24 protein-coding genes are annotated in these 26,858 nt (G+C 72.7%); 9 read left to right on the top strand and 15 right to left on the bottom strand.

Annotated elements, in window-relative coordinates; all coding sequences use genetic code 11:
• The first annotated feature begins 50 nt into the window (after positions 1-50).
• A complete protein-coding gene (locus tag PD653B2_RS19515) occupies positions 51-1,127 on the top strand; it encodes a dihydrodipicolinate reductase (protein WP_085874087.1) in 1,077 nt (358 codons plus the stop codon).
• Positions 1,128-1,194: 67 nt separating this feature from the next.
• Here the strand turns inward: PD653B2_RS19515 and PD653B2_RS19510 are convergent, their stop codons facing one another.
• The 10 genes from PD653B2_RS19510 to PD653B2_RS19465 all read right to left on the bottom strand — a co-directional run bounded on the left by PD653B2_RS19510 (position 1,195) and on the right by PD653B2_RS19465 (position 12,044).
• Positions 1,195-3,138, bottom strand: coding sequence for an ice-binding family protein (locus PD653B2_RS19510; protein WP_165763551.1), 1,944 nt, complete (start codon positions 3,136-3,138; stop codon positions 1,195-1,197).
• A 158-nt stretch (positions 3,139-3,296) separates the two neighbouring features.
• Positions 3,297-4,580, bottom strand: coding sequence for an MFS transporter (locus PD653B2_RS19505; protein WP_085874085.1), 1,284 nt, complete (start codon positions 4,578-4,580; stop codon positions 3,297-3,299).
• Positions 4,581-4,623: 43 nt separating this feature from the next.
• A complete protein-coding gene (locus PD653B2_RS19500) occupies positions 4,624-6,000 on the bottom strand; it encodes a cytochrome P450 (RefSeq protein ID WP_085874084.1) in 1,377 nt (458 codons plus the stop codon).
• 251 nt (positions 6,001-6,251) lie between these two features.
• On the bottom strand, positions 6,252-7,529 hold the full coding sequence (locus tag PD653B2_RS19495; RefSeq protein ID WP_085874083.1) for a cation:proton antiporter: 1,278 nt from the start codon (positions 7,527-7,529) through the stop codon (positions 6,252-6,254).
• 105 nt (positions 7,530-7,634) lie between these two features.
• Entirely contained in the window at positions 7,635-8,546 is a 912-nt protein-coding gene (locus tag PD653B2_RS19490) for a sucrase ferredoxin (protein WP_085874082.1), read from the bottom strand.
• Complete coding sequence (locus PD653B2_RS19485) at positions 8,543-9,661, bottom strand: cupin domain-containing protein (RefSeq protein ID WP_085874081.1); 1,119 nt, start codon at positions 9,659-9,661, stop codon at positions 8,543-8,545. The genes PD653B2_RS19490 and PD653B2_RS19485 overlap by 4 nt, the downstream gene beginning before the upstream one ends.
• The gene (locus tag PD653B2_RS19480) at positions 9,662-9,919 is read right to left on the bottom strand and encodes a hypothetical protein (RefSeq protein ID WP_085874080.1); all 258 of its coding nucleotides are present in this window, start codon (positions 9,917-9,919) and stop codon (positions 9,662-9,664) included.
• Positions 9,898-10,794, bottom strand: a complete 897-nt coding sequence (locus PD653B2_RS19475; RefSeq protein WP_085874079.1) for a sucrase ferredoxin — start codon at positions 10,792-10,794, stop codon at positions 9,898-9,900. Before PD653B2_RS19475 ends, PD653B2_RS19480 begins: the two co-directional genes overlap by 22 nt.
• Before the next feature lie 25 nt (positions 10,795-10,819).
• Positions 10,820-11,533 (bottom strand): hypothetical protein, encoded by a 714-nt coding sequence (locus PD653B2_RS19470; RefSeq protein ID WP_085874078.1) that lies wholly within the window; start codon positions 11,531-11,533, stop codon positions 10,820-10,822.
• Entirely contained in the window at positions 11,523-12,044 is a 522-nt protein-coding gene (locus PD653B2_RS19465; RefSeq protein ID WP_085874077.1) for a SigE family RNA polymerase sigma factor, read from the bottom strand. Before PD653B2_RS19465 ends, PD653B2_RS19470 begins: the two co-directional genes overlap by 11 nt.
• A 218-nt stretch (positions 12,045-12,262) precedes the next feature.
• On the opposite strand from PD653B2_RS19465, the gene PD653B2_RS19460 reads away from it, so the two are divergent.
• Positions 12,263-12,670 (top strand): ArsI/CadI family heavy metal resistance metalloenzyme, encoded by a 408-nt coding sequence (locus tag PD653B2_RS19460; RefSeq protein ID WP_085874076.1) that lies wholly within the window; start codon positions 12,263-12,265, stop codon positions 12,668-12,670.
• 8 nt (positions 12,671-12,678) lie between these two features.
• Here the strand turns inward: PD653B2_RS19460 and PD653B2_RS25930 are convergent, their stop codons facing one another.
• The 5 genes from PD653B2_RS25930 to PD653B2_RS19440 all read right to left on the bottom strand — a co-directional run bounded on the left by PD653B2_RS25930 (position 12,679) and on the right by PD653B2_RS19440 (position 19,707).
• Positions 12,679-15,624: a helix-turn-helix transcriptional regulator gene (locus PD653B2_RS25930; RefSeq protein WP_165763550.1), complete on the bottom strand. Its 2,946-nt coding sequence runs from the start codon at positions 15,622-15,624 to the stop codon at positions 12,679-12,681.
• 102 nt (positions 15,625-15,726) lie between these two features.
• Positions 15,727-15,882: a hypothetical protein gene (locus tag PD653B2_RS25170; RefSeq protein ID WP_165763549.1), complete on the bottom strand. Its 156-nt coding sequence runs from the start codon at positions 15,880-15,882 to the stop codon at positions 15,727-15,729.
• A gap of 116 nt (positions 15,883-15,998) precedes the next feature.
• A complete protein-coding gene (hutI, locus tag PD653B2_RS19450) occupies positions 15,999-17,153 on the bottom strand; it encodes an imidazolonepropionase (RefSeq protein ID WP_085874074.1) in 1,155 nt (384 codons plus the stop codon).
• Positions 17,150-18,520 carry a formimidoylglutamate deiminase gene (locus PD653B2_RS19445; RefSeq protein WP_085874073.1) on the bottom strand — a complete coding sequence of 457 codons (1,371 nt, stop codon included), beginning with the start codon at positions 18,518-18,520 and terminating at the stop codon, positions 17,150-17,152. Before PD653B2_RS19445 ends, hutI begins: the two co-directional genes overlap by 4 nt.
• On the bottom strand, positions 18,517-19,707 hold the full coding sequence (locus PD653B2_RS19440) for an allantoate amidohydrolase (RefSeq protein WP_085874072.1): 1,191 nt from the start codon (positions 19,705-19,707) through the stop codon (positions 18,517-18,519). Before PD653B2_RS19440 ends, PD653B2_RS19445 begins: the two co-directional genes overlap by 4 nt.
• A 10-nt stretch (positions 19,708-19,717) precedes the next feature.
• Between PD653B2_RS19440 and PD653B2_RS19435 the strand changes: the two genes are divergently transcribed.
• The 7 genes from PD653B2_RS19435 (at position 19,718) to PD653B2_RS19405 (ending at position 26,773) form a co-directional block, all read left to right on the top strand.
• Positions 19,718-20,344 (top strand): nitroreductase family protein, encoded by a 627-nt coding sequence (locus PD653B2_RS19435; RefSeq protein ID WP_085874071.1) that lies wholly within the window; start codon positions 19,718-19,720, stop codon positions 20,342-20,344.
• A 76-nt stretch (positions 20,345-20,420) separates the two neighbouring features.
• On the top strand, positions 20,421-21,755 hold the full coding sequence (locus PD653B2_RS19430; protein ID WP_085874070.1) for a M20 family peptidase: 1,335 nt from the start codon (positions 20,421-20,423) through the stop codon (positions 21,753-21,755).
• Positions 21,752-23,194, top strand: a complete 1,443-nt coding sequence (locus PD653B2_RS19425) for an MFS transporter (RefSeq protein WP_085874069.1) — start codon at positions 21,752-21,754, stop codon at positions 23,192-23,194. The genes PD653B2_RS19430 and PD653B2_RS19425 overlap by 4 nt, the downstream gene beginning before the upstream one ends.
• A 35-nt stretch (positions 23,195-23,229) precedes the next feature.
• A complete protein-coding gene (locus tag PD653B2_RS19420; protein ID WP_085874068.1) occupies positions 23,230-23,772 on the top strand; it encodes a DUF1992 domain-containing protein in 543 nt (180 codons plus the stop codon).
• 25 nt (positions 23,773-23,797) lie between these two features.
• A complete protein-coding gene (locus PD653B2_RS19415; RefSeq protein ID WP_085874067.1) occupies positions 23,798-24,643 on the top strand; it encodes a 3-hydroxybutyryl-CoA dehydrogenase in 846 nt (281 codons plus the stop codon).
• Between the two features lie 163 nt (positions 24,644-24,806).
• Entirely contained in the window at positions 24,807-25,913 is a 1,107-nt protein-coding gene (locus PD653B2_RS19410) for an HpcH/HpaI aldolase/citrate lyase family protein (RefSeq protein WP_085874066.1), read from the top strand.
• Positions 25,910-26,773 (top strand): HpcH/HpaI aldolase/citrate lyase family protein, encoded by an 864-nt coding sequence (locus tag PD653B2_RS19405; RefSeq protein ID WP_085874065.1) that lies wholly within the window; start codon positions 25,910-25,912, stop codon positions 26,771-26,773. Before PD653B2_RS19410 ends, PD653B2_RS19405 begins: the two co-directional genes overlap by 4 nt.
• The last annotated feature ends 85 nt before the right edge of the window (positions 26,774-26,858 follow it).

Below are 26,858 nucleotides of genomic sequence, written 5' to 3'. Positions count from 1 at the left end.
CGCCGCCCGACCCCGAGAACGTCAGGGACTATCGCGATGGAGGAGCTGTGATGGACAGGAAGCGCGTGGTCGTCTGGGGCACCGGCGTCGTGGGGTCGATGGTGATCGCGGAGATCCTCGAGCACCCGGTCTTCGAGCTGGTCGGCGTCGGGGTCTCACGCTCCGAGCGCGCGGGCAAGGACGTGGCCGAGCTCTGCGGCCTCGACTCCCCCACCGGGATCGTCGCGACCACCTCGGTCGAGGACCTGATCGCGCTGCGCCCCGACGCGCTGGTGCACTACGGCCCGACCGCGCAGCACGCGGACGACAACATCCGGGTGATGTCGGCGTTCCTGCGCGCGGGCATCGACGTCTGCTCGACCGCGATGACGCCCTGGGTGTGGCCACAGATGAAGCAGAACCCGCCGAACTGGATCGACCCGATCACCGAGGCCTGCGCGGACGGCGGGGCCTCCTGCTTCACCACCGGTATCGACCCGGGCTTCGCCAACGACCTCTTCCCGCTGACGCTGATGGGCCTCTGCGGCGAGGTCACATCGGTGCGCGCCTCCGAGCTGCTCGACTACACCGACTACGAGGGCGACTACGAGGACGAGATGGGCATCGGGCGACCGCCCGAGTTCACGCCGCTGCTCGAGATCCCCGACCTGTTGATCATGGCGTGGGGCGCGACCGTGCCGATGATCGCGCACGCCGCCGGCATCGAGCTCGACGACATCACCACCACCTGGGAGAAGTGGGTGACCCCGGAGGACCGCACGACGGCCAAGGGGGTCATCGAGGCCGGCACGGTCGCGGCGATCCGCTTCACGATCAACGGGATCTTCCAGGGCCGCGAGGTGATCTCGCTCGAGCACGTGAACCGGATCGGTCTCGACGCCGCCCCCGACTGGCCCGCCGGCTCCGCCGACGACGTCTATCGCGTCGACATCGAGGGCTCGCCGTCGATCAGCCAGGAGACGGCGTTCCGGTTCACCGACGGCTCCGGCCGCGCCCCGGCCGTCGCCGGCTGCCTGGCGACCGGGCTGCGCGCGCTGAACGCCGTGCCCGCCGTCAACGACCTGCCACCCGGCTGGGTCACCGCGCTCGACCTCCCGCTGATCCCCGGGGTCGGCACCATCCGCTGAGGCCCCCCAGGCGAGGCGGACCGCCGACTCGTGGCCGTCGACGGCCAGCCAGATCTCGACCGTGGAGTCAGCGGCGTACGACGGCTGTGACCTTGTCGTGCTTGGTCGACGCGTGCGCGGAGACGGTGCGGACCTGGAAGGTCCGTTGGGCTCCCGCCTTGGCCGCCTTGGTCCGGGTGACCTTGACGGTCATCAGGACCGACTTCCCGGGCGCCAGGTTGCCGGTCTCGTAGGTGCCGGCCGTGACCGCGCGGGTGACGTCGCGGCCGCCCACCAGGTAGGTGACCCCGAACGCCGCGCTCTTCGCGGTGCCGTGCAGGGTCATCGCGTCGGCGGCGTCACCGCGATTGGTCAGGCGCACCTCGAAGACGGCCGTCCGGGCACGCTTGCCGAGGTCGTCGACGACGCGCTGGCCGGCGCCGTAGGAGCCGACGCCCACGAAGTCGCCCTTCTTCACCCGGATCGCGGCGTCGGGCTGGTAGCGCTGGTCGGCCGGACCCGGGTTGCCGACGGTGAGCATCTGGGTGGCGGAGCCGCGGTTGTTCGCCGCGTCGGTCACGGAGGCGACGACCTGGTAGCGACCGGCCTTCAGGTCGGCCGCACTCACTCCCCAGGTGCCACCGGGGTGCACGGTCGCGGTCAGGTCCTGGCCACCGATGCTGACGTGCACGATCGTGCCGGCCTTCTCGGCGGTCGTCCCGTAGGTCCACGGCGAGGTGTCGTTGGTCGACCGGGTGGCGCCGCCGTCGATCGTCACGACCGGCACCGTGACGTCCACGGTGAGGACCTGGGTCGCCGTACCGGTGTTGCCGGCGGGGTCGTCGACCGAGGCCACGACCTGGTGGGAGCTCTCCGAGAGCGTGGCGGCCGTGACCAACCAGGCGCCGCCCTCGACGGTCGTCGTGGTGAGGGTCTGGTCGGCCACCGCGACGGTCACGGTGCTGCCGGCCGGCTCGTCGCTGGTGCCGGAGATCGCCGGCGTCTCGTCCTTCGTCGAGCGCTGCGGGCCCCCGTTGATCGTCACGCCGGGTGCCGTCACGTCGACGGTGAGCACCTGCTGGGCGGTGCCGGTGTTCTGGGACGGATCGGTGACCGAGGCGACGACGTCGTGCGAGCCCTCGGCGAGGGTGGTTGCACCGACAGCCCAGGTGCCGCCGGTGCCGATGACCGAGGTCAGCGTCTGCCCGGCGACCGTGACGTCCACCGAACCGCCCGCCGGCTCGTCGGTCGTGCCCGAGATCGTCGGCGTCGTGTCGTCGGTCGAGCGGGTCGCTCCGCCGTCGATGGTGACGACCGGAGCGGTCAGGTCGTCCTTGGAGATGGCGAAGGGACTGTTCGCCAGCCCGACGGTGCTCGGGGTGAGCGCGCGGCCCTTGATCGAGGCGCCCTCGCCGAACGAGATCGCGCCCGCACCGAGGAAGGTGCCGACGGCCTTGGCGCCGGCGCCGAAGGACACCGCGCCGAGCACCTGCCAGTAGACGTTGTTGGCGAGCGCGCCGTCGGTCAGCACGATCTTGCTGGCGGCTGCGGTGCTGAACGCCGCGCCGACCTGGAAGACGAAGACCGCGTTCGGGTCGCCGTCGGCGTCCAGGGTCAGGGTGCCGGTGTTCGTGACGGCCGCGCTGCTGGTGTAGACGCCGGGCTTGAAGACCGCGCCGGCCTGGTCACCGGCGAAGGCACCGGTGCTCGTCTGGCCGGCGGCGTCGTCGTACGCCTGCTGCCGGTCGGCCTGCGCCTGCTCGGCGGCGGCGTCCTTGTCGTGGATCGTGCCGTTGGTCGTGCCCGGCGGGAAGCCCGCGATCACACCCGACGGGCTGAGTCCCAGGTCGCCTGCCAGGACCGTGGCGGCACCGGTGTTGGTGACGCCGGTGCCGGCCAGCACGGAGTACGACGCCGCGGTGCCGAGGTCCACGAACGTGGCCGCCCGCGCCACCGCCGGTGCGGCGGCGCTCGCGTTCGGCGCTGCCCCGAGCGGGCCCACCAGGAGAAGCGCGCAGGTCCCGAGAGCCACACCAGCGATTCGGGTCCGAGTGGAGATCTGACGGGTACGACGCTGCATGGAGTGCCTTCGGTCGAGGCACCTGATGGTTGCTGATCACCGGCCGAGAGACACTCGACGGTTGCCTTGTGACCACCATCGTACCCGTCGGCGAGGTTTCCGAATCCGCATCAGCTCCCGCCGGCTGCCGCCCGGGTCTCCCGCTCCGCGATCGCGTACTCGTCGGTGCGGTTGTCGTAGGTCCAGAAGTCGCGCAGGCAGGCGGCCGTGATCGTGACGCCCGCGACGCACGCGAGCCCACCGCTGGTGATGGCGCCGCGCACCGACCAGAGGTCGGCGGTGATGCCGGCGCGGACCTGGCCGCCGAGCGGTCCGATCGAGTAGGACAGCATCTCGATGCCGGCCAGCCGGCCACGCATGTTCTCGGGGATCGTCTGGCTCCAGATCGTGCCGCGGAAGACGCCCGAGATCATGTCGGCCGACCCGGACAACGCGAAGCAGACCGCCATCAGCCAGATCGACGGCATCAGCCCGGCCAGGGCGACGAAGCCGCCGTACGCCGCGGCCGCGATCACGATCGCCCGGCCGTGGTGGTGGATGCGGCTGGTCCAGCCGCTGAGCGCGGTGGCCACCAGCGCGCCGACGGTCTCGGCGGAGTAGAGCAGGCCGAGCACCTGCGGCTGGCCGAAGACCTCCTCGGCGACGGCCGGGAAGAGCACCACCGGCATGGCCAGGAACATCGCCGCGATGTCGACCAGGTAGGTGCCGAGCAGGTCGCGGCGCCGGAACGCGTAGGTGAGCCCCTGCCCGATGCCGGCCAGGCTCGGCGGCGTGGTCTCGGAGCGGTGCGGGTAGGGCCGCATCAGGACGAAGAGGAAGGTCGCGATCCCGAGGCCGCCGATGTCGATGAGGAAGCACCAGCCGATCCCGACGTACGCCACGAGCAGGCCGCCGACCGCCGGGCCGACCAGCACGCCGAGCTGGACGCCGAGGCTCGTCAGTGCGTTGGCGGCGGGGATCTGGTCGTGGGTCACGGTCCGCGGCATCAGTGCCTCGCGGGACGGCCGCTGCAGTGACGAGCTCGCGGCCAGGAACGCCGAGGCCACGAAGATCACCACCAGGTTCGGGTCGTCGCGGAACGCGTTCCCGGCGAGCACGGCGGTGAACGCGGCCTGCGCGATGCCCGTGGAGATCAGCAGCTTGCGCCGGTCGACGTGGTCGGCCAGCGCACCGCCGTACAGGCCGAAGACGACGAGCGGCACCAGCTCGACCAGGCCGATCGCGCCGACCGCGAAGTTGGAGCCGGTCAGGGTGTAGACCTGGTAGGGGATCGCGACGTAGCTGACCATCGCGCCGAAGTAGAAGACCGTGCCCGCCAGGAACAGCAGCCGGAAGTCGCGCGACGTCCGCAGCGGGGTGGTGTCCAGGCGAAGTGCCTTGAGGCGGTCGATCACAAGGGAGGATCGTCGCAGCGGAGCGCGCGCTCCGCGACCGGATTTATCGGGCCGTGACCCGGATCCGGGCGCCGTTGCGCGGCACGCTGGTGATGTTGCGGACCTTCGGCTCGTCGTCGCCGACCGTCGTGACGTCGTACGCCGCGAACACCTCGCGCAGCACCGCGACGCCCTCCATCAGCGCGAAGCCGGCACCGATGCAGCGGCGCACGCCGCCCCCGAACGGGATCCACGTGTTGGTGGGCGGGTTGTGGCCGAGGAAGCGCTCGGGCCGGAACGCCCACGGGTCCTCGTGGTTGTCCTCGCGCTGGTGGGCCAGGATGATCGACGGCCCGACCGTGGTGCCCTGCGGCAGGTCGTAGCCCGCGATGGTGGCCGGCTTCATCAGCGTGCGCACCACCATCGGGATCACCGGGTGCAGCCGCATCGACTCCTTCATCACCGCGTCCAGGAAGTCGTCGTCGCCCTCGGTCGCGGCGGTCCGGCAGCGGGCCAGCAGCTCGGGGTCGCGGCCCGCCTCGTAGAGCGCCCACGCCAGCGCGGTCGCGGTCGTCTCGTGGCCGGCGAGCAGGAGGGTGACGAGCTGGTCGCGCAGCTCGGTGTCGGTCAGCTGGTCCCCCGCCTCGCCCTGGACGATGAGCTTCGACAGCACGTCGGTGCGCTCGGCGAGGTCGGAGGCCGAGCGCCGCTCGCGGATCTCGGCGTACATCAGCTCGTCGAGCTCGCCCTGGTTGTCGACGGTCCGCTTCCAGGGCCCGAACTTCTGCAGCTTCGGGTAGCCCCAGCCGAGCAGCACCACCGGGCTGATGTTGACGGTCCTGTTGACCCGCGGCCGCAGCGCGGCCAACCGCTTCTCGTCGGTGACGCCGAAGACGACGCGCAGGATCACCTCGAGGGTGAGCGCGTTCATCCGGTCGAGGGAGCGGAACTCCTCGCCGGTGCGCCAGTCGGCGACCTCGGCCTTCGCCACCTCGGTCACCAGCGCCTGGTACTCCCTCAGGGCGTGCCCGTTGAACGCCGGCATCAGCAGCTTGCGGGCGCGCTTGTGCTCGCCGGAGTCCTGGAGCAGCAGGGAGTGCTCGCCCATGATCGGACCCAGGATCCCGTTGGCCTTGCCGGCGTGGAAGACCTCGGGGTCGCCGGCGAAGATCTCCTTGGCGTGCTCGGGCCGGGTGAAGAAGACCAACGGCCGGCCGCCCGGGGCGATCCGCACGGTGAAGACGTCGCCGTACGTGCGGCGCAGGTAGGGGTGGAACCAGTGCCGGAACCGCAGCAGGCACGCCGTCTGGATCAGCACCGGCCAGCTCGGTCCGGGCGGGAGCCCGGTCAGGTCCACCGGCGGGAGCTTCGGGCCGTTGCCGGGGCTCATCCGCCGGAACCGCTCGGCGGTCAGCTCGCTCACGTCATCGAGGGTGGCCATGGCGGCGACGCTACGCCCGTTATTGAACAGACGTCAATAGGGGTGTCTCCCCGCAGCTCCGCCCGCGGCTGTAACGCGGGGTTAGGACCTCTGGTGACCCCGTTCTAACGGGTTCCTAGTGGTCCTAACCCCGCGTTACAAGGGTCAGGTCGGCGCGAGGACGCGGCCCGGCGAAGGCGCCCTTCGCGGAGGCGTGCGGCGGGGCGCTGCGGTCGAAGTCCGCGCTCTGCACCAGCAGCGGCCGGTGGCCGTCAGCCGGGCGCGGGCTCCTCGTCGACGCGCCGCAGCACGGGCGAGGCGAGGGCGCCGTGCACCAGGACCGAGGCCACGACGGTGAACGCCACCGTCGACCACAGCCAGTCGGTGCCCAGCTCGTCCGCCTCGCCCGCGGCGTAGGCCAGGTAGAAGATCGAGCCGACGCCGCGGACCCCGAAGAACGCAGCGGCCCAGTGCTGGCGGCCGGTCAGCCGCGACCCTCCGAACAGCCGCGGCGACAGGGCGACCAGGCCGGCGACCGGCCGCACCACGAAGATCAGCGCGAGCCCGATCGTGACGCCGCGCCAGTCCAGGCTGGCCAGCAGGCCGCGGGAGAGCGCGATGCCGAGGACCAGCAGCACGAAGAGCGTCAGCAGCCGCTCCAGCCGCTCGGCCACCTGGTGCATGGCGGCGTGGTAGTCGTGGGAGCGCTCGGCGGAGCGGAACGTCATCGCACAGACGAACACCGACAGGAAGCCGTAGCCGCCGATCACCTCGCCGACGCCGTACGCCGAGACGAGGGCGGCGAGCGCCATGAGCGACTCGCCCCGCTCGGCGACCCGCAGGGACGGGTTGGCCGAGCGGAAGGCCACGTAGGACAGCACCCGCCCGACGACGATGCCCGCCAGCACGCCGAGGACGATCTTGCCGATCAGGTAGAAGCCCACCCACTCGAGCGCCCAGTTCTGCACCGCGCCCTCGGTCGCCAGCAGGATCGCGGCGTACACGAACGGGAAGGCCAGCCCGTCGTTGAGCCCGGCCTCCGAGGTGAGCGCGAACCGGAGCTCGTCGGACTCGTCGACCTCGTGGTCCCCGGTCTCCGGACCCGCCACCTGGACGTCCGAGGCCAGCACCGGGTCGGTCGGAGCGAGCACGGCCCCGAGGAGAAGGGCGGCGGCCGGGGCCACGCCCGCCCCCCACGCGAGCAGGGCCACCGCGCCGATGCAGAGCGGCATCGTGATGCCGAGCAGTCGCCAGGTCGTCCCCCACCGGGCCCACGACGCGCGCCGGCGCAGCGACAGCGGGCGGTCGAGCGCCAGGCCGACGCCCATCAGCGCCACCAGGACGGCGAGCTCGGTGACGTGCTCGATCGCGGCACGGTTGGTCTGCGGGTCCAGCGGCAGCCCGTCCGGCAGCGAGGTGAACCCCACCGCGATGCCGACCGCCACCAGCACCATGGGGGCGGAGATCGCCCACCGATCGAGCAGCGCCGGCAGCACGATGGCGAGCAGGAGACTCGCCCCGGCGACGAGATAGACGAGGTCGGCGGTCACACCCGGCCCCTCTCATCGCTGTCCATGTCGCTGGGGCCGGTACCCGCCAGCACTCCGGCGAAACAGACGGCCGGGCGATCGCATCCGCCTGACAGCCGGCCGCGGTCAGGACCGGCGGCTGACCGACACCAGCTCGTGCGTGGGCACCGGGTTGGGGCGGAGCGCCTTGCAGGTGAGCTGCGTGGCGGTCGCGGGGTCGGTGGTGCTGCGCACGACGACGTCGTACGCCGCGCCGGCGACCGTGAACGTGGCGGACGTGAGGCCGTCGCCGGCCGAGCGACGGTCCAGCAGGACCGCGTCCTCCCGCGTCGCGCCGAGGTCGCGGCGCAGGAAGATCTCGGCGGCCTGGACCGCCATCGGGTGCGACGCGCGGCCGCGGAGGTGGTCGAGGTCGAGCTCTCCGGCGAGGTGCGAGCCCGCGACCGAGATCGCCGACGCCGGGTCGAGCCGGCCGTAGTAGAGACCGTGCGGGAGCACCACCATGTTGGCGGCGAAGCGGTCCCCGCCGATGTGCGAGACCTCCCAGGTCTCCTCGGGGTGGGCCTGGTCCAGCGCCTTGGCGACCGGTCGTCCCTTCTCGGCGCAGCACACGTCGTGGCGCCCGTTGGTGCAGACGCAGAAGAGGGAGCCGTCGTGTGCCGCGAGGCCCGAGGAACCGCCGGCGCGCAGGGCACCGAGGTCGACGTCGAGCACCTCGCGCGGGTCGGACAGCGTCGCGGACTCGATGCGCGGCCGCACCGGGTCGGCGTACGCCGCGAACACGCGGACGCCGGCGCCGGCGGGTTTCGAGCTGAAGCGCCGGACCAGCAGCACCTTGGCCCGGTGGGTCCGCGCCCGCTTCTTGAGCTCGGCGCCGAGTCCCTCGGGCAGGCGTGCGTCGAGCAGGGCGTCGTTGCCCCAGGGCCCGGTGTGCTCGAGCACCAGCCAGGTGCGGACGTGGGTGGCGGTGCCGGCGACGGGCTCGTCGCGCAGCAGGCTCGCCGCGGCGCACCGGAACGCCGGGTCGGCCGCGGTCATCGGACGACCTCGAGCAGCCCTTCCCGGATCAGGCGCCGACAGAGCACCAGCCGGCTCTGCTCGTCGAGAGGGAGGTCGGCCGGCGTCAGGTCGCCACGGCTGCGGACGGCGTCGAGCGCCGGGCGGATCCAGGCGGGCACGGTCATCGTGCGGTCGCCGAGCAGCACCTCGACCCTCTCGCCGCGGTCGAGCAGCACACAGGGGTGGCCCGGTCGCCGACGCAACGGGGTCGTGTCGGTGATGGCGTCGACGGCCAGGACGTCGTGCAGTCCGCCGGACAGGCGCGGCGGGCGCGAGGTGAGGAACCGGCGGATCTCGGTCTCCACGGCGGTGGTCGCATCGGTACGGCGTACCTCGTCGGCCAACGCCTCGAGCCGGTCGGCGAGCGCACCGGCGAGCACGGCGGGATCGTCGAGGTAGCCGGCCGGGAGGTGGTCGTCGGGGACGGTGGCGAGCGCCGGCGCGACGGTGCGCTCGAGGAGGCCGCGCCAGGTGAGCTGGTTGATGCCGAGGGTGACGTGGAGCGAGACCGTCTCCTGCGCGCGGGCGGCGTGGGGCGTGCCGGTCGGCAGGTACATCGAGAGCCCGGGCTCGAGCAGCACGTCCTCGGGACCGTCCTCGCCGTGCACCTCCCAGAGCTTGGAGCCGGCGGTCTGGAAGACGAACACGTCGTGGGAGTCGGAGTGCACCGCGAACCCCTGCGCACCCGGTGGCGTGAGGTAGGCGTTGGCCTGGCACGGGTGACCGAGCTCGAGCTCCAGCTCGGCGATCAGCCGGGTGAGCGGCGGCCAGTAGCGGTGCAGGCCCTGGAAGACGACGGTCGCGCCGCCGTCGAAGAGCGCCAGGGCCTTGCGAGCGTCGACCAGCCCGGTGAGGGGCTTGCCGGCCAGCGTGGCGCTGCGGGTGTACGCCGACTCGGGAAGGACCGTGCCGTCCCGGGCGACCCGGATCGACGGGGTGCGGATCGCGGTCGAGGTCAGCAGCTCGTCGACGTCGTCGAGCGAGAGCAGCCCGACCAGGTCTGCCGGGTCGGTGCGGTGGAGGTGCACGCGGGACGCCCAGACCTTGCCGAGGAAGGTCTGGGCGTCACCGCTGAGCAGGTCGAGTGCGGACACTCAGCCGTCGGTGCCGTCGCTGTCGCCACCGTCGGTGCCGTCACCGTCCGAGGCGTCGCCGTCGACCGTGTCGGTCGCGTCGCCGTCGGTGCCGTCGCTGTCGCCACCGTCGGTGCCGTCACCGTCCGAGGCGTCGCCGTCGGTCGTGTCGGTCGCGTCGCCGTCGGTGCCGTCGGCGTCACCGCCGGAGCCGGTGGGCACGTCGCCGCCGGGGCCGGTCGTCATGTCGTCGTCGTTCAGGGGCTCTTCGGGTGCCATGCGTCCTCCTGGATCGGGGTGCTGATGTGCCGATCATGTACCCAGGCGCCAACTACGTACACCGTCGAGGGCTTGGTCTTCAGATCCGCGCAGCTCTGCCGGCGCGGCTCGCCCACCGACTCCTCGACGCGGACGTGGTACCGCTCGCCGCGGGCATCGAGGACCACCTCGCCGGCCCCCACGGCCAGGACGGTGACGTCGGCGCTGCCGGTCAGGTCGAGCTCGGTGCGCAGGTGCAGCTCGGCGACCTGCGCGGCACCCGTGGCCCCGGCGCGGCCGCGGGCGTGCGCGACCGGGAGCCGCCCGGCCTCGAGGTCGGTGACCGCGCGTACGGCGGTCTCGGCGTCGAGCCGGCCGAGGGCGATGCCGCTCGGCAGCGCGAGCAGGGTGCCGGAGAACCGGTGCCCGCCGAGGTGCGTGGTCTCCCACGTCTCCTCGGGCCACCGTGCGGCGAGCGCGGCCGCCACCGGCCGGCCGACCTCGGCGCAGCAGACGTCACGCCGGCCGTTGGTGCAGACGAACCAGAGCGGCTCGTCGTGCGCCTCCCAGGCGATCGGGCCCAGCAGCTCGGTGACGTCGCCGAGGACCGCGGTCCGGACGACGGGCGTGGGACCGAGGGTCGCCGAGAACACCCGCACGCCGGGGCCGGACTCGCCGCCGTGTCGGCGGATGAGCTGGACCCGGACGCCGTCCAGGCCGGCCAGGTGCTCGCGCACCGCGTCGGGCAGCTTGCTCTCCGCGACCGCCTGGCGGCCCCACGGCCCGGCGTGCTCCACGAAGAGCCACGCGGCGTCGGTCGGTGCGGTGCCCGCCATCGGCTCGGGGTCGACCGGGTCGACACGGGAGCAGCGGAAGGCTGGGTCGAGGTCGCTCACCCGGAGGAGTCTGCCGGGCCTCTCCTCACTGCCGCGACGCGGGGAACGGGAAGGTGAGCTCGGGGTCGGTCACCAGCGGACGCAGGTCCTGACCGGAGAACACCCGCTCGGCGACGGCCTGCTGCAACGACGTCGCGGCGACGGTCTCGAGCGCGTTGACCGTGAAGCCCGAGTCGGACACGTACGACGAGTAGAACGTGAAGTGGCCCTCGTCGTCCTGGTAGCTGTCGTCGGCGATCACCCCGGGGACCACGTCCTCACCCGGCTTCGGGTAGGCCATGATGACGAGGAGCTGGTCGCGCGGGCTCACGGTGTAGACGGCCTGCCAGTCGGTCGCGTCGGCGTGGTCGGCGTCGGGCATCGGCCCGTCGTGGTCCCAGTCGCTCGGGTAGACGTCGTCGGCGCGGCCCAGGCTCGGCAGGTGTCGGGCGACGACCGCCTCGAGCATCTCGTCGACGTCGGTGCCGCTCACGAAGCTGCCGTCGTCCGCGGCCGGCGCACCGGACGTCGGGTCGGTGGCGACCGTGGTGCCTGCGTCGTGGGAGATCCCTCCGAGCGCCGCGACGAGCACCAGCGCTGCGGCCGCCGTACCTGCGACCAGGCCGGCGCCCGCGACGAGGCCGTTGCGCTGTCGGCGCCGGGTGCGACCTCGACTGAGGGAGGTGGCGAGGTGGGGCGCCGTGGGGACGTCCCGGGTCGCGCGGTCGAGCTGGTCGCGCAGCTGCTGCTCAATGGTCATGACTGGTCTCCTGGGGAGTGGCGAGGACGGCCTGGAGACGGTCCAGGGCGCGCGAGGTCTGGCTCTTGACGGTGCCCTCGGGGAGGCGCAGGACCGCGGCCACCTCGGCCACGGGCAGGTCGTCGAGGAAGCGGAGTGCGAGCACCGCACGGTCACGGGGCGAGAGGGTGCGCAGCGCGTCGAACAGGTCGAGCCGCTGGTCGTGCGCGGGCGGGGGCTCGCTGGCCTCGGGCACCTCCTCGACGACGAGCTCGCGCCTGCGCGACCTCACCGCGCTGAAGCAGGTGTTGACCAGGATCCGTCGCGCGTAGGCGTCCAGGCCACCGGGCCGGATCCGCGGCCAGTGCACGTACAGCTGGGTGAAGGTCGTCTGGGTGGCGTCCTCGGCCGCGGGCCAGCTCCCGAGGATCGCGTACGACGTGCGCATGAACCCGCGCTGCCGGGCGTGGAAGTAGTCGCAGTAGGCGCTCTCCCACGCCGGCACCCGGGGGCCGTGCTGCTCCACGCTCATGTCTCTACTGAGTCTGGAGCGCTCCGTCCGGTTCCACGATCCCCCGACGAATACTTCCCGCCGCCGTCGGCGTGGGACGCGACCAGCGAGAGCAGCCGGCGACGGCCGGGACCGGCGTGCGCTCACGGACAGACTTCGACATACGTCGATATTGACAAATATCAATGTCTTGTGCGACCTTCGAGACATAGAAGTTCATCTATTCCTCAGGAGGACCCATGTCCCGCGTGCAGCTGGCGCTCAACGTCGACGACCTCGACGCCTCGATCGCCTTCTACTCCCAGATCTTCGCCACCGAGCCGGCCAAGATCCGGCCCGGCTACGCGAACTTCGCGGTCGCCGAGCCGCCGCTCAAGCTGGTGCTGATCGAGAACCCCGGCCAGGGCGGCTCGCTCAACCACCTCGGCGTCGAGGTGGCCGACACCGACACCGTCGACGCCGAGCAGACCCGGCTCGCGGCCGCCGGCCTCGCGTCGGTCGACGAGCGCGGCACGACCTGCTGCTACGCCAAGCAGGACAAGTTCTGGGTCCAGGGCACCCCGAACGGCGAGCAGTGGGAGGTCTACACGGTGCTCGCCGACAGCCAGGTCGAGAGCATCGCCGGCGATGCGACCTGCTGCGCCTGAACCGGTGGTCAGTCGATGAGGCCGCGGCGGCGCGCGATCGCCGCGGCCTCGGTGCGGCCGACGGCGTCGAGCTTGCCGAGGATGTTGGAGACGTGCACCGAGACGGTCTTGGCGCTGATGAAGAGCTGCTTGCCGATCTCGCCGTTGGAGCGGCCCTCGGCCACCAGGGCCAGGATCTCCCGCTCCCGGGGCGTCAGCGCGTCGGGCGCCGAGCCCTCCCTGACCGCCGTGGTGCCGATCGACCTCAGCTCGTCGAGGATCGGCTGGGCACCGATCCGGTGCGCGACCTCGCGTGCCTGGTCACCGAGCTCGCGGGCGCCGGCCAGGTCGCCGCTGGCGCGGAGGATCCCGGCGAGCGCGGTGCGCACCTCGGCGAGCTCGGACACGTGCCCGAAGTCCTCGAAGAGGGCGATCGCGTCGCGCCAGGCATCGACCAGGGCGTCGAACGGCGGCGCGTCGATGCCGGCCAGCCAGCGCACCCGCAGGGTCTCGGCGTCGAGGCGCTTCATCCACGCGCGGCCCTCGGGACCCCAGTGCCCGGACGGGTCGGAGTAGCGGTCCAGCACCACGTGGCCGTCGGCGTTGATCCGGTCGACGCGCTCGACGTACGTCGCGCGCTCCGCCGCCGACAGGGTCGGCATCGTCCGGGCGACCGCCGCCACGGTGACCGCGCCGAGCCGGATCCGGGCGCTGAACCACTCGTGCCAGGTGCGGCTGAGCACGGCGACGACGTCGTCGTACACCTGGATCGCGCCGGCGGCGTCGCCGGCGCGGCCCGCCTGGACCATCTCGAGCGACGCCGTGTGGATCGCGATCGCACCCTCGCGCGCCCAGAATCGGCGCAGCTTGCGGGCCGCCGCGCCGACGTCGGCGCCCCGACCCTGCTCGACGGTCATCCGGAGCGCGTCGACGTTGGCCTTGGGGATCGGCGGTGCGGACTCGTGGCTCAGGTCGGTGAGGGCGAGCACGTCGTCCCACTCACCGCGGACGAGCTTGATCCACGTGAGCTGGATGCGTGACTCGAAGGCGTACGGCGCCCACGGCACGCCGGCCCGCGCGGCCCGGTCGATCGCGCTGCGGAACCACACCTCGGACTCGTCGAACTCCGCCCAGTCCTCGAAGGACCGGCCGAGCAGGAAGCGGCCGCGGAGCTCGGCGTTGACGGCGTCGGACTCCTCCGCGCGGGCGACGGCGTCGGTGAGCGCGGCCCGCAGGCCCTCCTTGGGGCCGGCCTTCTTCAGACCGCTGAGCGTCGTGATCGCCTCGGAGGCCAGCTCGTGGAGGTCGAGCCGCTCGGCGAGCGCGAGCGCGTCCATGCCGAAGATCTGCGCCTCGTCGTAGTAGCCCATCCCGGAGAGCACCCGCGCGTGGTTGTTGAGGACCCGGGCCCGCAGCCCGCTGTCGCCCTCGGGGACCAGCGCCAGCGCCTCCGCCGAGACGACGACGGGGTCCTCGTCGGTGTCGATCAGGATCAGCGTGGTGGCGCGCGCGGTCAGCATCCGGGCCCGCCAGGCCGGCGGGGTGTCGGCCGGCAGCCGGTCGAGCTGCTCCTGCACGAGGGCGACCGCGCGCTGCGGGTCGCCGCTCGCCGTGAGTGCCTCGGCGGCGCTGACGACCAGCTTGGAGAGGTCGAGGTCGACGGTCGCGGAGCGGCTGCGGTCGACGAGGAGCTCGAGCGCCTGCTGGTAGTGGTAGGCCGCCTCGTCGGGGCCGCCGACCTGGGTGGCCTCGTCGCCGGCCTGCACGCTGGCGCTGAGCGCGGTGTCGAGGTCCATCGCGAGCCGGGCGTGCCGGGCGAGCTCGGCCGCGGTGCCGCGGGCCGTGCCGGCCTGGAGCGCGGCGACGTACTGCGCGTGCAGCCGGACCCGCTCGCCGGGGAGCAGGTCGTCGTACACCGCCTCCCCGAGCAGGGCGTGCCGGAAGGAGTAGTTGCCGTCGCCGACGACGAGGATGTTCATCTCGACCGCCTTGCGCAGGCCCTCGTCGAGCGCCCCCGCGTCGAGCCCGGACGCGGCGGCCAGCATGTCGTGGGAGACCTTGCGCCCCGAGACGCTCGCGGCGCGGACCACCTGGCGCGCGGTGTCGTCGAGCCGGTCGAGACGGACGAGGAGCACGTCGGCGAGGTCGGCGGGGACCCAGCGGCTCGGGCCGGACGCGGCGCTGGTGAGCTCCTCGACGAAGAACGCGTTGCCTTCGGCGCGGTCGACGATGTCGACGAGCTCCTTCTCGGCGAGGCCCTCGGGGACCAGCTCGGCGATCAGCGCCCGGACGGCGTCGTCGGACAGCGGCGACAGGGCGACCCGGTCGACGCCGCGGATCCGCGACCACTCGGCGACCTGGCGGCGCAGCGGGTGCCGGCGGTGCAGGTCGTCGGAGCGGTACGACGCGACCACGGCGACCGGCCCGTGGAACGGGCGGGAGAAGAGGAAGCTGAGCATGTCGCGGGTCGACTGGTCGGCCCAGTGGGTGTCCTCGATGACGAGGAGGAGCGGCGCCTTCTCGGCGGCGGTCTCGAGGAGGGTGTGCACGGCCTCGAAGAGGTCCGCGCGGTCGAGCGGGCCGTTGGCGTCGGTGGCGCGCTCCTGGCCCATCACCCGGCGGCCGGGCTGGAGGCGGGCGAGGGCGGGGTACTGGGTGGCGACCTGGTCGACGATGTCCGGGAGGTCGACGGCGAGGCGGCCCAGCACCTCGGAGAACGGGAGGTAGGGCAGCGCACTGTCGCCGAAGTCGAGGCAGTGGCCGGCGAAGACCTGCCACCCCTCGGTGAAGGCCAGGTCGCGCAGCTCGGTGAGGAGCCGCGTCTTGCCGACGCCGGCGTCCCCGGACAGGAGCACGACGCCGCGCGGCTCGGTGCCCGTCGTAGCTCCGGACACAGACGAGACGCCGAGCAACGAAACAATCTCCGTCAGCTCGGCGTCTCGTCCGACCAGGGTCCGGCTCGTGTGTGTCGCCACGCCGTCCATGCTCTCGTGTTCTGTTGTCGGATGCTCCTGAATACCGGGGCCGAGCGCGCGGCCGTGGGTCATCAGGGCGCGGTCACCCATCGCGGTCGCCGGTCAGCGGCCCGTGACCGTGGTCTCGTCCACGCCCCATCGGCGGGCCAGCGTCATCGTGCGGCGCTTGCGGCGCCCCGCGATGTCGGACCGGATGCGGCCGGCGCGGTACTCGATCTCGGCCTTCAGGTAGTCGCGCTGGTTGGTGTTGTCGTACATGGTGGGCTCCTCAGCTCCTCGTTGGTGAGACGAGACTCGCCGTCTGAGGTAGGCCCGCACATCGGGTATGTGCCCTATCTGAGGTGGCCCGTCGGCATCTGAGGTGGGCCGTCGGCTCAGACCGGCCGGCCGCCGACCCAGGTGCCGGCGACGAGGGGGACGCCCGGGCGGTAGGCCAGATGCACGTGGCTGGGGGCGTCGAGGAGCATGAAGTCGGCCCGCCGGCCGACCGTGAGGGCGCCGACGTCGTCGCGGTCGAGGGCCTGGGCGCCGACGTACGTCGCGGCGTGGAGGGCCTCGGCCGGCGTCATCCCCATCTCGCGGACCGCGAGCGCAATGCACAGCGGGATCGAGCTGGTGAAGCACGACCCGGGGTTGCAGTCGGAGGCGAGCGCGACCCGGACGCCGGCGTCGATCAGGCGGCGGGCGTCCGGGTAGGGCTGCTTCGTCGAGAACTCCACTCCGGGGAGCAGGGTCGCGATGGTGCCCGACTCGCGCAGCGCGTCGACGTCCTCGTCGGCGAGGTGGGTGCAGTGGTCGACCGCGACCAGGCCGAGCTCGGCGGCGAGCCGGACGCCGGGACCGAACGTCAGCTGGTTGGCATGGAGGCGGCCGCGCAGCCCGGCCCGCTCGCCGGCCGCCAGGATCGTGCGCGCCTGGTCGTCGTCGAAGGCACCTTCCTCGCAGAAGACGTCGATCCAGCGGGCGTGCTCCCGGGCGGCGTCGAGCATCGGACCGGTGACCAGCTCGACGTACGCCGCGGGGTCGCCGTCCGGCACCACGTGGGCGCCGAGGAACGTCGTCTCCTCGGTGAACTGCCGCGCGACCATCAGGCTGCGCGCCTCGTCCTTCACCGTCAGGCCGTAGCCGCTCTTGATCTCGACGGTGGTCGTGCCCTGGCGGCGCATCTCCCCGACGAGACGGGCGACGTGGCTGGTGAGCTGCTCGTCGGTGGCGGCGCGGGTCGCGGCGACCGTGGTGCGGATCCCGCCGGCGGCGTACGGCGTGCCGGTCATCCGGGCCGCGAACTCCTGGGACCGGTCGCCGGCGAAGACCAGGTGGGAGTGGCTGTCGACGAAGCCGGGCAGCACGGTGCGGCCGCCCACGTCGACGAGCTCGTCGCCGGCAGGCGCCTCGGCCGCGGGTCCGACCCACGCGACCCGGCCGCCCTCGACGACCATCGCAGCGTCGGCGATCGCCCCCAGCAGGTCGTCCGCTGCGGGGTCGTTCGTCACGAGCTCGCCGATGTTGGTGAGGAGGGTGCTCGTCATCCGTCGTGGACCTTCCCGATCGCGGCCGCGAGCTCGAGGCCGATCTGTTCGCGATCATCCGCGGCGAAGACGGCCCGGCCGTCGACGACCACGTGGACGACGTCGGCGGCGGTGGCCGCGAAGACCGCGGTGTTCTCGTCGGCGCCGGTGCCGGCGGTCGACGGGGTGCTCGTGTCGATCGTGACCAGGTCGGCGCGGCGCCCCACCGCGATCGCACCGGCGTCGTCGAAGCCGAGCGAGTCGTGGGCGGTCGCGGCGCCCAGCAGCTCGGCGGCGGTCCAGTGGCCGCGCTGCTGCGTGGCGAGCCGCTCGTCGAGCTCGGTGGCGCGCATCTCCTCGAAGAGGTCGATGACCGCGTGGCTGTCGGAGCCGAGCGTGAGCGGGCTGCCGGCGTGGTGCAGCGCCCGGCTCGGCCCGATGCCGTCGCCGAGGTCGCGCTCGGTGGTCGGGCAGAAGCAGGCCCGGGTCCGGGTGCTGCCCAGGTGGAAGATGTCGGCGCCGGTCAGGTGGGTGGCGTGCACCGCGGTCGTCAGCGGGCCGAGCGCGCCGGCGTCGTGGAGGAGCTGGGTCGGCGTCACGCCGTACGTCGCGACGCAGGCGTCGTTCTCGGCCACCTGCTCGGAGAGGTGGACGTGGAGCGGCCGTCCCTCCGCGGCGGCCACGACCGTCGGGATCTCGTCTCGCGGCACCGCCCGGACGGAGTGGATCGCGGACCCGTGGACGACGTGGTCCGGCGCGCCAGAACCGCGCAATTGCGCCGTTCGGGACGCCCAGGCGGCCGCGGAGCCGTCGGAATAGCGCAATTGCGCGGTTTCGACCGGCCGCCCGAAGCCGCCGGACAGGTAGCACGTGTCGAGCAGCGCGATCCGGATGCCCGCCTCCGCCGCGGCGGCGACCAGCGCGTGGCCCATCGCGTTCGGGTCGTCGTACGGCGTGCCGTCGGGCTGGTGGTGCAGGTAGTGGAACTCGCCCACCGTCGTGATCCCGGCGGCGGCCATCTCCAGGTAGGTCGCCCGGGCGAGCGCGAAGTAGGTGTCGGGGTCGAGCCGCCCGGCGACGGCGTACATCTGCTCGCGCCAGGTCCAGAACGTCCCGCGCTCCCGCTGGGTCCGCCCCCGCAGCGCCCGGTGGAACGCATGGCTATGGCAGTTGGCCAGCCCGGGGATCGTGAGGCCCGGGAGCCGGGCGGTTCCCCCGGTCGGCCGGGGAGCCTGGACGTCGACGAGGGAAGCTTCGGCCGACGACGTCGAGCTCTGCCCGCCCGGCGTGACGGACGTGAACCGCCCGTCCTGGATCTCGACCAGCACGTCGTCGCGGACGGCGCCGTCGACCCAGGCCCGTTCCAGCAGGTACGACGAGCCGCTCACCGGGTCAGCCGCTCGAGGGTGTCGGCCAGCGCGGAGACCCCGACCAGGCAGTCGGCGATCTCGGCGTGCTCGAGCGGCGAGTGCGAGACCCCGGTCGGGTTGCGCACGAAGAGCATCGCGGTCGGGATGCCGGCGGCCGAGAGGACGCCGGCGTCGTGGCCGGCCTGGGTCGCGATGATCGGCCAGTCGCCGACCCCGTGGTCGGCCGCGACCGCCGCCGCGAGGGCGGGGTCGAAGGACACCGAGGCCGACACCGACTCCGCCGTCACCGCGAGCGAGGTGCCGTCGCGGCCGGCGCGCTCGGTCGCCTGGCCCGAGATGGCCGCGACCAGGTCGCGGAGACCGGAGTCCGACGAGCAGCGGGCGTCGAGCCAGGCGGTGACCCGGGACGGCACGGCGTTGGTGCCGTTCGGCTCGACCGACACCCGCCCGAAGGTCGCCCGCTGGCCGGCGAGCCGGGCCTGCTTGTTGGCGCCGAGCGCGGTGAACGCGTAGGTCAGCATCGGGTCGGCGCGGTCCTCCATCCGGGTGGTGCCGGCGTGGTTGGCCGCGCCCGTGAACTCGAAGCGGTAGCGCCCGTGCGGCCAGATCTCGCTCGCCACCCCGACCGCCGCGCCGCGGTCGACGAGGTCACGTCCCTGCTCGACGTGCAGCTCGACGAAGGTCCCGACCGAGGACAGCAGCGACGACGACCCGCCTTCGACGACATCGCCCAACGCCACCCCGTCCCGGTCGCGCAGCGACCGCGCGTCCGACCAGGAGGTCGACCCGACCGCGAGCCGCGAGCCCAGGCAGGCCAGCCCGAAGCGCGACCCCTCCTCCTCGACGAACACCGAGACCCCGATCGGCCGCGCCGGCACGAAGCCGCGCGAGCGCAGCAGGTCGACCGCGGCCAGCGCCGAGACCACGCCGAGCGGCCCGTCGTACGCGCCGCCGTCGAGCACGGAGTCGAGGTGCGACCCGGTCAGGACGCCGGGCCCGGTCGCCGCGGGGACGTCCCACCACGCGACCACGTTGCCGTACGAGTCGGTCTCCACCCGCAGCCCGCGCGTCTCGCACTGCTCGACGAACCACGCCGACAGCTCGCGCTCGGGTGAGGTGAACGGCTGCCGGAAGTAGCCGCCCGACGCGCGCGAGAGACCGACGGGAGCGAGGTCGCCCCACATCCGCTCGAAGTCATCGGGCACGCTTCACCCCATGGAGTTCCAAGACGTCGTCCGTCGCCGCAAGATGGTCCGCAACTACGCCGAGACGCCGGTCGACCCGGCCGTCGTCGACCGCGCCCTGCGCAACGCGGTGCGCGCGCCCAATGCCGGCTTCAGCCAGGGCTGGGCGTTCCTGGTGCTCGACACCCCGGACGACGTACGGCGGTTCTGGGAGGCGACCGCCGACGACATCGACCACCCCGACGAGTGGCTCACCGGCATGATGCGCGCGCCGGTCGTGATCCTGCCGTGCTCCAGCAAGGCGGCCTACCTGCGCCGGTACGCCGAGCCCGACAAGGGCTGGACCGACGAGGACGAGGCGCGCTGGCCGAAGCCCTTCTGGGACATGGACACCGCGATGGCGAGCCTGCTGATCCTGCAGACCGCGGTCGACGAGGGCCTCGGCTCCTGCTTCATCGGCGTGCCGCCCGACAAGGACGCGGCGGTGCGTACGGCGTTCGGCATCCCCGACGACTTCGACCCGGTGGGCGTGGTCACGATCGGGCACCGGGTCTCCGACGACGGGGCCGCCGGGTCGCCTGCGAAGCGGCAGCGCAAGCCGGTCTCGGACGTCGTTCATCGCGGACGGTGGGGGCACCCCTCCAGTCCATCGGTGTGAGGGTCGGCGGTCAACGCCCCACACCGGGCGAAGGGTCTCGCATCCGAGACTGACGCCCGGGAGTAGCCTGCGCCGCATGGCTGCCGAGGACAGCGACCGTGCCGTCGCCAAGCTGCAGGCACTGGTCCGGATCGCGACCGTCTCCCACCGCGACCCGGCGCTCGTCGACACGGCCGCCTTCGACGAGTTCCTCGCCGAGCTGGCCCGTCAGTTCCCGGTCCTGCACGACCGCCTGGAGCTGACCCGGGTCGACACCCACGGCCTGCTCTTCCGGTGGGCCGGGGCGAGCCACGAGCGCCCCGTCGTGCTGATGGCGCACCTCGACGTCGTGCCCACCGACGACGGCGCGCCCTGGCAGCACCCGCCGTACGGCGCTGAGATCCACGACGGTGCGGTCTGGGGTCGCGGCACGCTCGACGACAAGGGCCCGCTGGTCGCGATCTGCGAGGCCACCGAGGCCCTCCTCGAGCGGGGGTTCACACCCGCGCAGGACGTCTGGCTCTCGTTCGGCTGCAACGAGGAGGTCTCCGGCCCCGCCGCCCGCCTCGCGGTCGAGGAGCTCACCCGGCGCGGCGTGCAGCCCTGGTTCGTGGTCGACGAGGGCGGCGCGATCGCGGCGGAGGCCTTCCCCGGCGTGGCCGCACCGATCGGCGTCGTGGGCGTGACCGAGAAGGGCGTCACCTCGCTGGAGCTCCGCGTCGAGGGACGCGGCGGGCACGCGTCCACCCCGGTGAGGATGGGCCCGACCGCCCGGCTGGCCCGCGCGATCACCCGGCTCGACCGGTCCCCGATGCCGTCGAGCGTCCCAGCGCCGACGGTCGAGCTGCTGCGCCGGATGGCGCCCCACGCCTCCTGGGCGCTGCGCCCGCTGATGGCGAACGCGGACCGCCTGCGACCGGTCCTGACCAAGGCGCTGGTCGTCGCCGGCCCGGAGTCGGCGGCGATGACGCGCACGACGTTCGCCGTCACCACCCTGTCCGGCTCCCCCGCGCTCAACGTCATCGCCAGCACCGCCCGGGCCGGCGTGAACATCCGGATCATGGTCGGTGACACCGTGGCCGAGGTGCTCGCCCATGTCCGCAAGGTCGTCGCCGACGACCAGGTCGAGATCGACGTGATCGAGCAGCACGAGCCCAGCCCGGTGTCCCCGGTCGACGACGAGGCCTTCCGGCTGATCGAGTCCACGATCTCCGAGGTGTTCCCCGACGCCGTGCCCGCGCCGTACGTCATGATGGCCGCCACCGACTCGCGGTTCTTCACCTCCATCTGCGACCGGGTCTACCGGTTCGCGCCGTTCCGGATGACCAAGGCCCAGCGCGAGTCGATCCACTCCTACGACGAGCACCTCGGGGTCGCCGCCTTCGTCGACGGCGTGCACTGGTACCGCCGCCTGATCGAGAGGATCCCGTGACCACCACTCTCGACCCCAAGGCCAAGGGTCTCTTCGCGATCGTCGGCTTCCTGGTCTGCGTCGAGCTCGCGAGCGGCATCCTGCAGGGCTACTACACGCCGATCTTCAGCGACATCGCCGACCACCTCGACATCGCCGACGCCGACGTCAACTGGTTCGAGGCCGCGCAGCTGATCGTCTCGGCGCTCGTCGTGCCTCCCCTGGCCCGGCTCGGCGACATCGTCGGCCACAAGAAGGTGCTGCTCCTGTCGACGGCGGTCACCGCGCTCGGCTCGTGGATCATGGCGTTCGCGCCGTCGTTCTCCACGTTCCTGGTGGGCGCCGCGATCCAGGGCGCGTACGTCGTGTGGCTGCCGCTCGAGGTCGCGATCATCTACCGGCGTACGGCGGGCACCGGCCGGCAGCACCACCTCACCCGGCGATCGGCCGCGATCCTCGTGGGTGCGCTCGAGCTGGCCGTGATCATCGGCGCGCTGACCAGCGGCGCGCTGGTCGAGGCGACCTCGATGACCGTGCTGCTGTCGCTGCCGGCGATCGCCGTGACGATCTGCTTCGCGGTGATCTGGTTCGGCATCGAGGACCTCCCCGGCACCTCCACCGGGGGCATCGACCTCGGTGGCCTGGGTCTGATCACCGCGGTCCTCGGCTTCGTGATGGGCGGCCTGATCGTGGTGCGGCTCGAGGGCGTGGGCAGCGTGCTGGCCTGGGCGCTGGTGCTCGCCGGGTTCGCGCTCCTGGTGCCGTTCGTCCGCCACGAGCGGACGCAGACCGAGCCGCTCATCGACATCGCGGTGCTCACCAGCCCGGGCCAGTGGCCGGTGCAGCTGACCGCCTTCCTCTTCGGCATGTCCGTGCTGGGGGCGCAGATCCCGCTGTCCACCTTCGCCCGGACCGACCCCGACGTCGCGGGTTACGGCCTGGGCGCGGACGCGTCGTTCGTCTCCACGCTGGTCGGCGCCTACGTGATCTTCCTGGCCGTCGGCGCCTTCACGCTGCCGCTCACCAGCCGGCTGCTCGGCCCCCGCGGCGCGTTGGTGCTCGGCGCGCTGCTCGTGGCGCTGGGCTACGCGCTGTGGCTGCCGTTCCACCACGCCACCTGGCAGGCGCTGGTCAACATGGCCGTCGCCGGCGTCGGGTCCGGCGCGCTGGTGGCGGCCCTGCCCGCGACCGCCGCCGCAGCAGCCCCGCCGGAGCGCACCGGCTTCGCGACCGGCATGACCAACGCGACCAAGACCGTCGGGGGCGCGATCGCGTCGGCAGTCTTCGCCATCGCACTGTCGGCCACCGGCTCCATCGACGACCCGACCGAGGGCCACGCGCCGCTGGCGGGCTACCTCACCGTCTGGTCGGTCTGCGCGGTCGCCGCGCTGCTCGCCGCCGGCGCGCTGCTGATGATGCCGAAGACCGTCGCGGAGGAGCCGACGCCGCTGCTTCGGTAGCCGACTATCCTCGACCGGGCAGGAGGTGATCCCCGATGCCCCAGGACGAGCACGACGACCAGCCCCGGGTGCCCGACCGGTCCCCCGAGCGCGATCCGCGCACCGGGAGCAGCGCGGCCGCCGCCCGGATCCAGCACCAGCACACGTGGGTGGACCTCCAGGTCCGCCAGGCGATGGAGCGCGGCGAGTTCGACAACCTGCCCGGCGCCGGCAAGCCCATCGAGGGCCTCGGCACCGAGCACGACCCCGACTGGTGGCTCAAGAAGCTCGTCGAGCGGGAGAAGATCGCCGTCCTCCCGCCCGCGCTCGCGCTCCGCAAGGACGACGCCGAGCTCGACGACCGGCTCGACCGCCACAACGTCGAGTCCGAGGTACGGCGCGAGGTCGAGGACTTCAACGCCCGGGTCATCCGCGCCCGCTACACCCCGGTCGACGGGCCGCCGCTGATCACGATGCCGCGCGACGTCGACGCGACCGTCGAGGCCTGGCGCGAACGCCGGGCGGCCCGCCGTACCCCGCCGAAGCCGGACCCCACTCCCGCACCCCCGAAGCGACACTGGTGGAATCGACGTCGCTAGGGAGCGTTGACCGAGAGGCACGGACATGAAGAACGTCGGCGTGGTGGGCTGCGGCCTGATGGGTGCAGGCATCGCGGAGGTGAGTGCCCGGGCCGGACTCGACGTGGTGGTCGCCGAGTCGTCCGACGCCGCGGCGAAGGCCGGGGTCGCCCGGCTCGAGAAGTCGCTGCAGCGCGCCGAGGCCAAGGGCAAGCTGGACTCCGCAGCCGAGGTGCTTGCCCGGATCCAGGTCGTCACCGACCTCGACGCGCTGGCCGACCGCGAGGTCGTGGTCGAGGCGATCCTCGAGGACGAGGCCGCGAAGGTGGCGCTGTTCAAGCGGCTCGACGAGATCGTGACCGCTCCCGACGCGATCCTGGCGTCCAACACCTCCTCCATCCCGATCATGAAGCTCGGTGTGGCCACCAGCCGGCCGACCCAGGTCATCGGCATCCACTTCTTCAACCCGGTGCCGGTGCTCCAGCTCGTCGAGCTGGTCCCCTCGCTGCTGACCTCCGACGACACGACCGCGCGCTCGCGCGCCTTCGTCGAGGGCGAGCTCGGCAAGCAGGCCATCGACTGCCAGGACCGGGCCGGCTTCGTGGTCAACGCGCTGCTGATCCCGTTCATCCTCTCCGCCATCCGGATGATGGAGTCCGGGTTCGCGACCGCCGAGGACATCGACCGCGGCCTGGTGCTCGGCGCCGCGCACCCGCAGGGTCCGCTCGCGCTGGCCGACCTGATCGGCCTCGACACCACCAAGGCCGTGGCCGAGTCGCTCTACGAGGAGTTCAAGGAGCCGTTGTACGCCGCCCCGCCGCTCCTGCAGCGGATGGTCGACGCCGGCCTGCTCGGCCGCAAGTCCGGCCGCGGCTTCTACACCTACGGCTGACCTCGTCCGTCACCGGATTCACCGGCTGGCCGCCGACCCCCGCACGACACGCCGCGGGAGATCGGCGTGTCGTGCGGGTTCCGGCGGCCGACCGGTGAAACCCGCAGCCCGCTGTCAGATCCGTCATACCGACGAGTAGCGGTCCGCTGCTACGTTCCGGCCCATGAGCGGATCCCGTAGCGCCAAGGACTTCTTCCGACCCCTCGCGGTGGGGGCGCCCACGCCTCTCACCGAGATCCCGGCGAGGCCGAGCCGGGCGATCCACTTCTTCGACCCGAGCAACCCCAAGATGGCCGCGAAGATCCCGGACCTGGTCGGCACCGTGGACGTCCTGCTCGGCAACCTCGAGGACGCGATCAAGGCGGACAACAAGCTGGCCGCCCGCCAGGGCCTGGTCGACATCGCCCAGAGCACCGCCCGGCTCGGTGGGCCGGGCAGCCCCACCCAGCTGTGGACCCGGATCAACTCCCTCGACAGCCCGTGGGCGCTCGAAGACCTGACCACGCTCGTCGGCGAGATCGGCGACCGGCTGGACGTCGTCATGGTGCCCAAGGTGCAGGGCGCCGAGGACATCCACTACGTCGACCGGCTGCTCGCCCAGCTCGAGGCCAAGGCCGGCCTCGACCGGCCGATCCTCGTGCACGCGATCCTCGAGACGGCTCGCGGCATGGTGAACGTCGAGGAGATCTGCGGCGCCAGCCCGCGCATGCAGGGCCTCTCCCTCGGCCCGGCCGACCTGGCCGCCGACCGCCGGATGAAGACCACCCGGGTCGGTGGCGGCCACCCGGGCTACCTGGTCCGCCAGGACCCGCCCCAGAACGAGCTCGGCGTGACCGACCTCGAGGCGCCGCGCTCGACGTACCAGCAGGACCTCTGGCACTACACGATCGCGCGGATGGTCGACGCCTGTGCGATGCACGGCATCTACCCCTACTACGGGCCGTTCGGCGACATCGCCGACGTGGTGGCGTGCGAGGACCAGTTCCGCAACGCGTTCCTGCTCGGCTGCGTCGGCACCTGGAGCCTGCACCCCAAGCAGATCGCCATCGCCAACAAGGTGTTCAGCCCCAGCGTCGAGGACGTCGCGCACGCGCGCCGCGTCGCCGCCGCGATGGGCGACGGCACCGGCGCCGTGATGCTCGACGGCAAGATGGAGGACGACGCCTCCCTCAAGCAGTGCCTGGTGATGGTCGAGCTCGCCGAGCAGCTGGCGGCGATCGACCCCGAGCTCAAGAAGGCCTACGACGCGATCGAGGAGCAGACGGCATGAGCGAGTTCGTCCCGCTGCGCAGCGTCCTCTACATGCCCAGCTCCAACGCCAAGGCGCTGGAGAAGGCCAAGACCCTGCCGATCGACGCCGTGATCTTCGACCTCGAGGACGCCGTCGCGCCCGACGCCAAGCCGGCCGCGCGCGAGGCCGCCGCCGCTGCCGTCGCCAGCGGCGAGTACGGCCGGCGCACCCTCACGATCCGGGTCAACGGCATCGGCACCGAGTGGCACGACGCCGACCTCGCCGCCGCGGCCGCCGCCGGGCCGGACGCCGTGGTCGTCCCCAAGGTCAACAGCGCGGCCGAGGTGCACCAGCTCGTCGCCGCCCTCGAGCAGGCCGGCGCCCCCGACCACACCGCGCTCTGGGCGATGGTCGAGACGCCGGTCGCGATCCTCGACGCGCTGAGCATCGCCCGCGCCGACGAGCGGCTGAGCACCCTGGTGATGGGCACCAACGACCTGGTCAAGGAGCTGTACGCCGAGCACGTGCCCGGCCGCGCCCCGATCGTCGCGTCCCTGCACACCGCGCTGCTGGCCGCCCGCGCCGCCGGCATCGCGATCCTGGACGGCGTCTACAACGACGTCAAGGACACCGACGGCTTCCTGGCCGAGTGCCGCCAGGGCCGCGAGATGGGCTTCGACGGCAAGACCCTCATCCACCCGGGACAGGTCGAGGGCGCCAACGCCGCGTTCGCGCCGTCCGAGCAGGCGGTCGAGGACGCGCGCGGTCTGATCCAGGCGTGGGAGGACGGCAAGGGCTCCGGCGTCGTGACCTACCAGGGCCGGATGGTCGAGAACCTCCACGTCGAGTCGGCCCGCCGGACCCTCGAGATGCACGAGGCGATCCAGGCGTTGGTCTAGCCCTCACCCTTTCGGGTGGTTTTCCCGTCGCCGCGCAATGGGTAACCCATCCGAGGCTCCGACCGGGGCCAAGCGGGGGCAAGGG

The sequence above is a fragment of the Nocardioides sp. PD653-B2 genome (genome assembly GCF_002117935.1).
Taxonomy (GTDB): Bacteria; Actinomycetota; Actinomycetes; order Propionibacteriales; family Nocardioidaceae; genus Nocardioides.
This window is presented reverse-complemented; position numbering and strand designations above follow the sequence as displayed.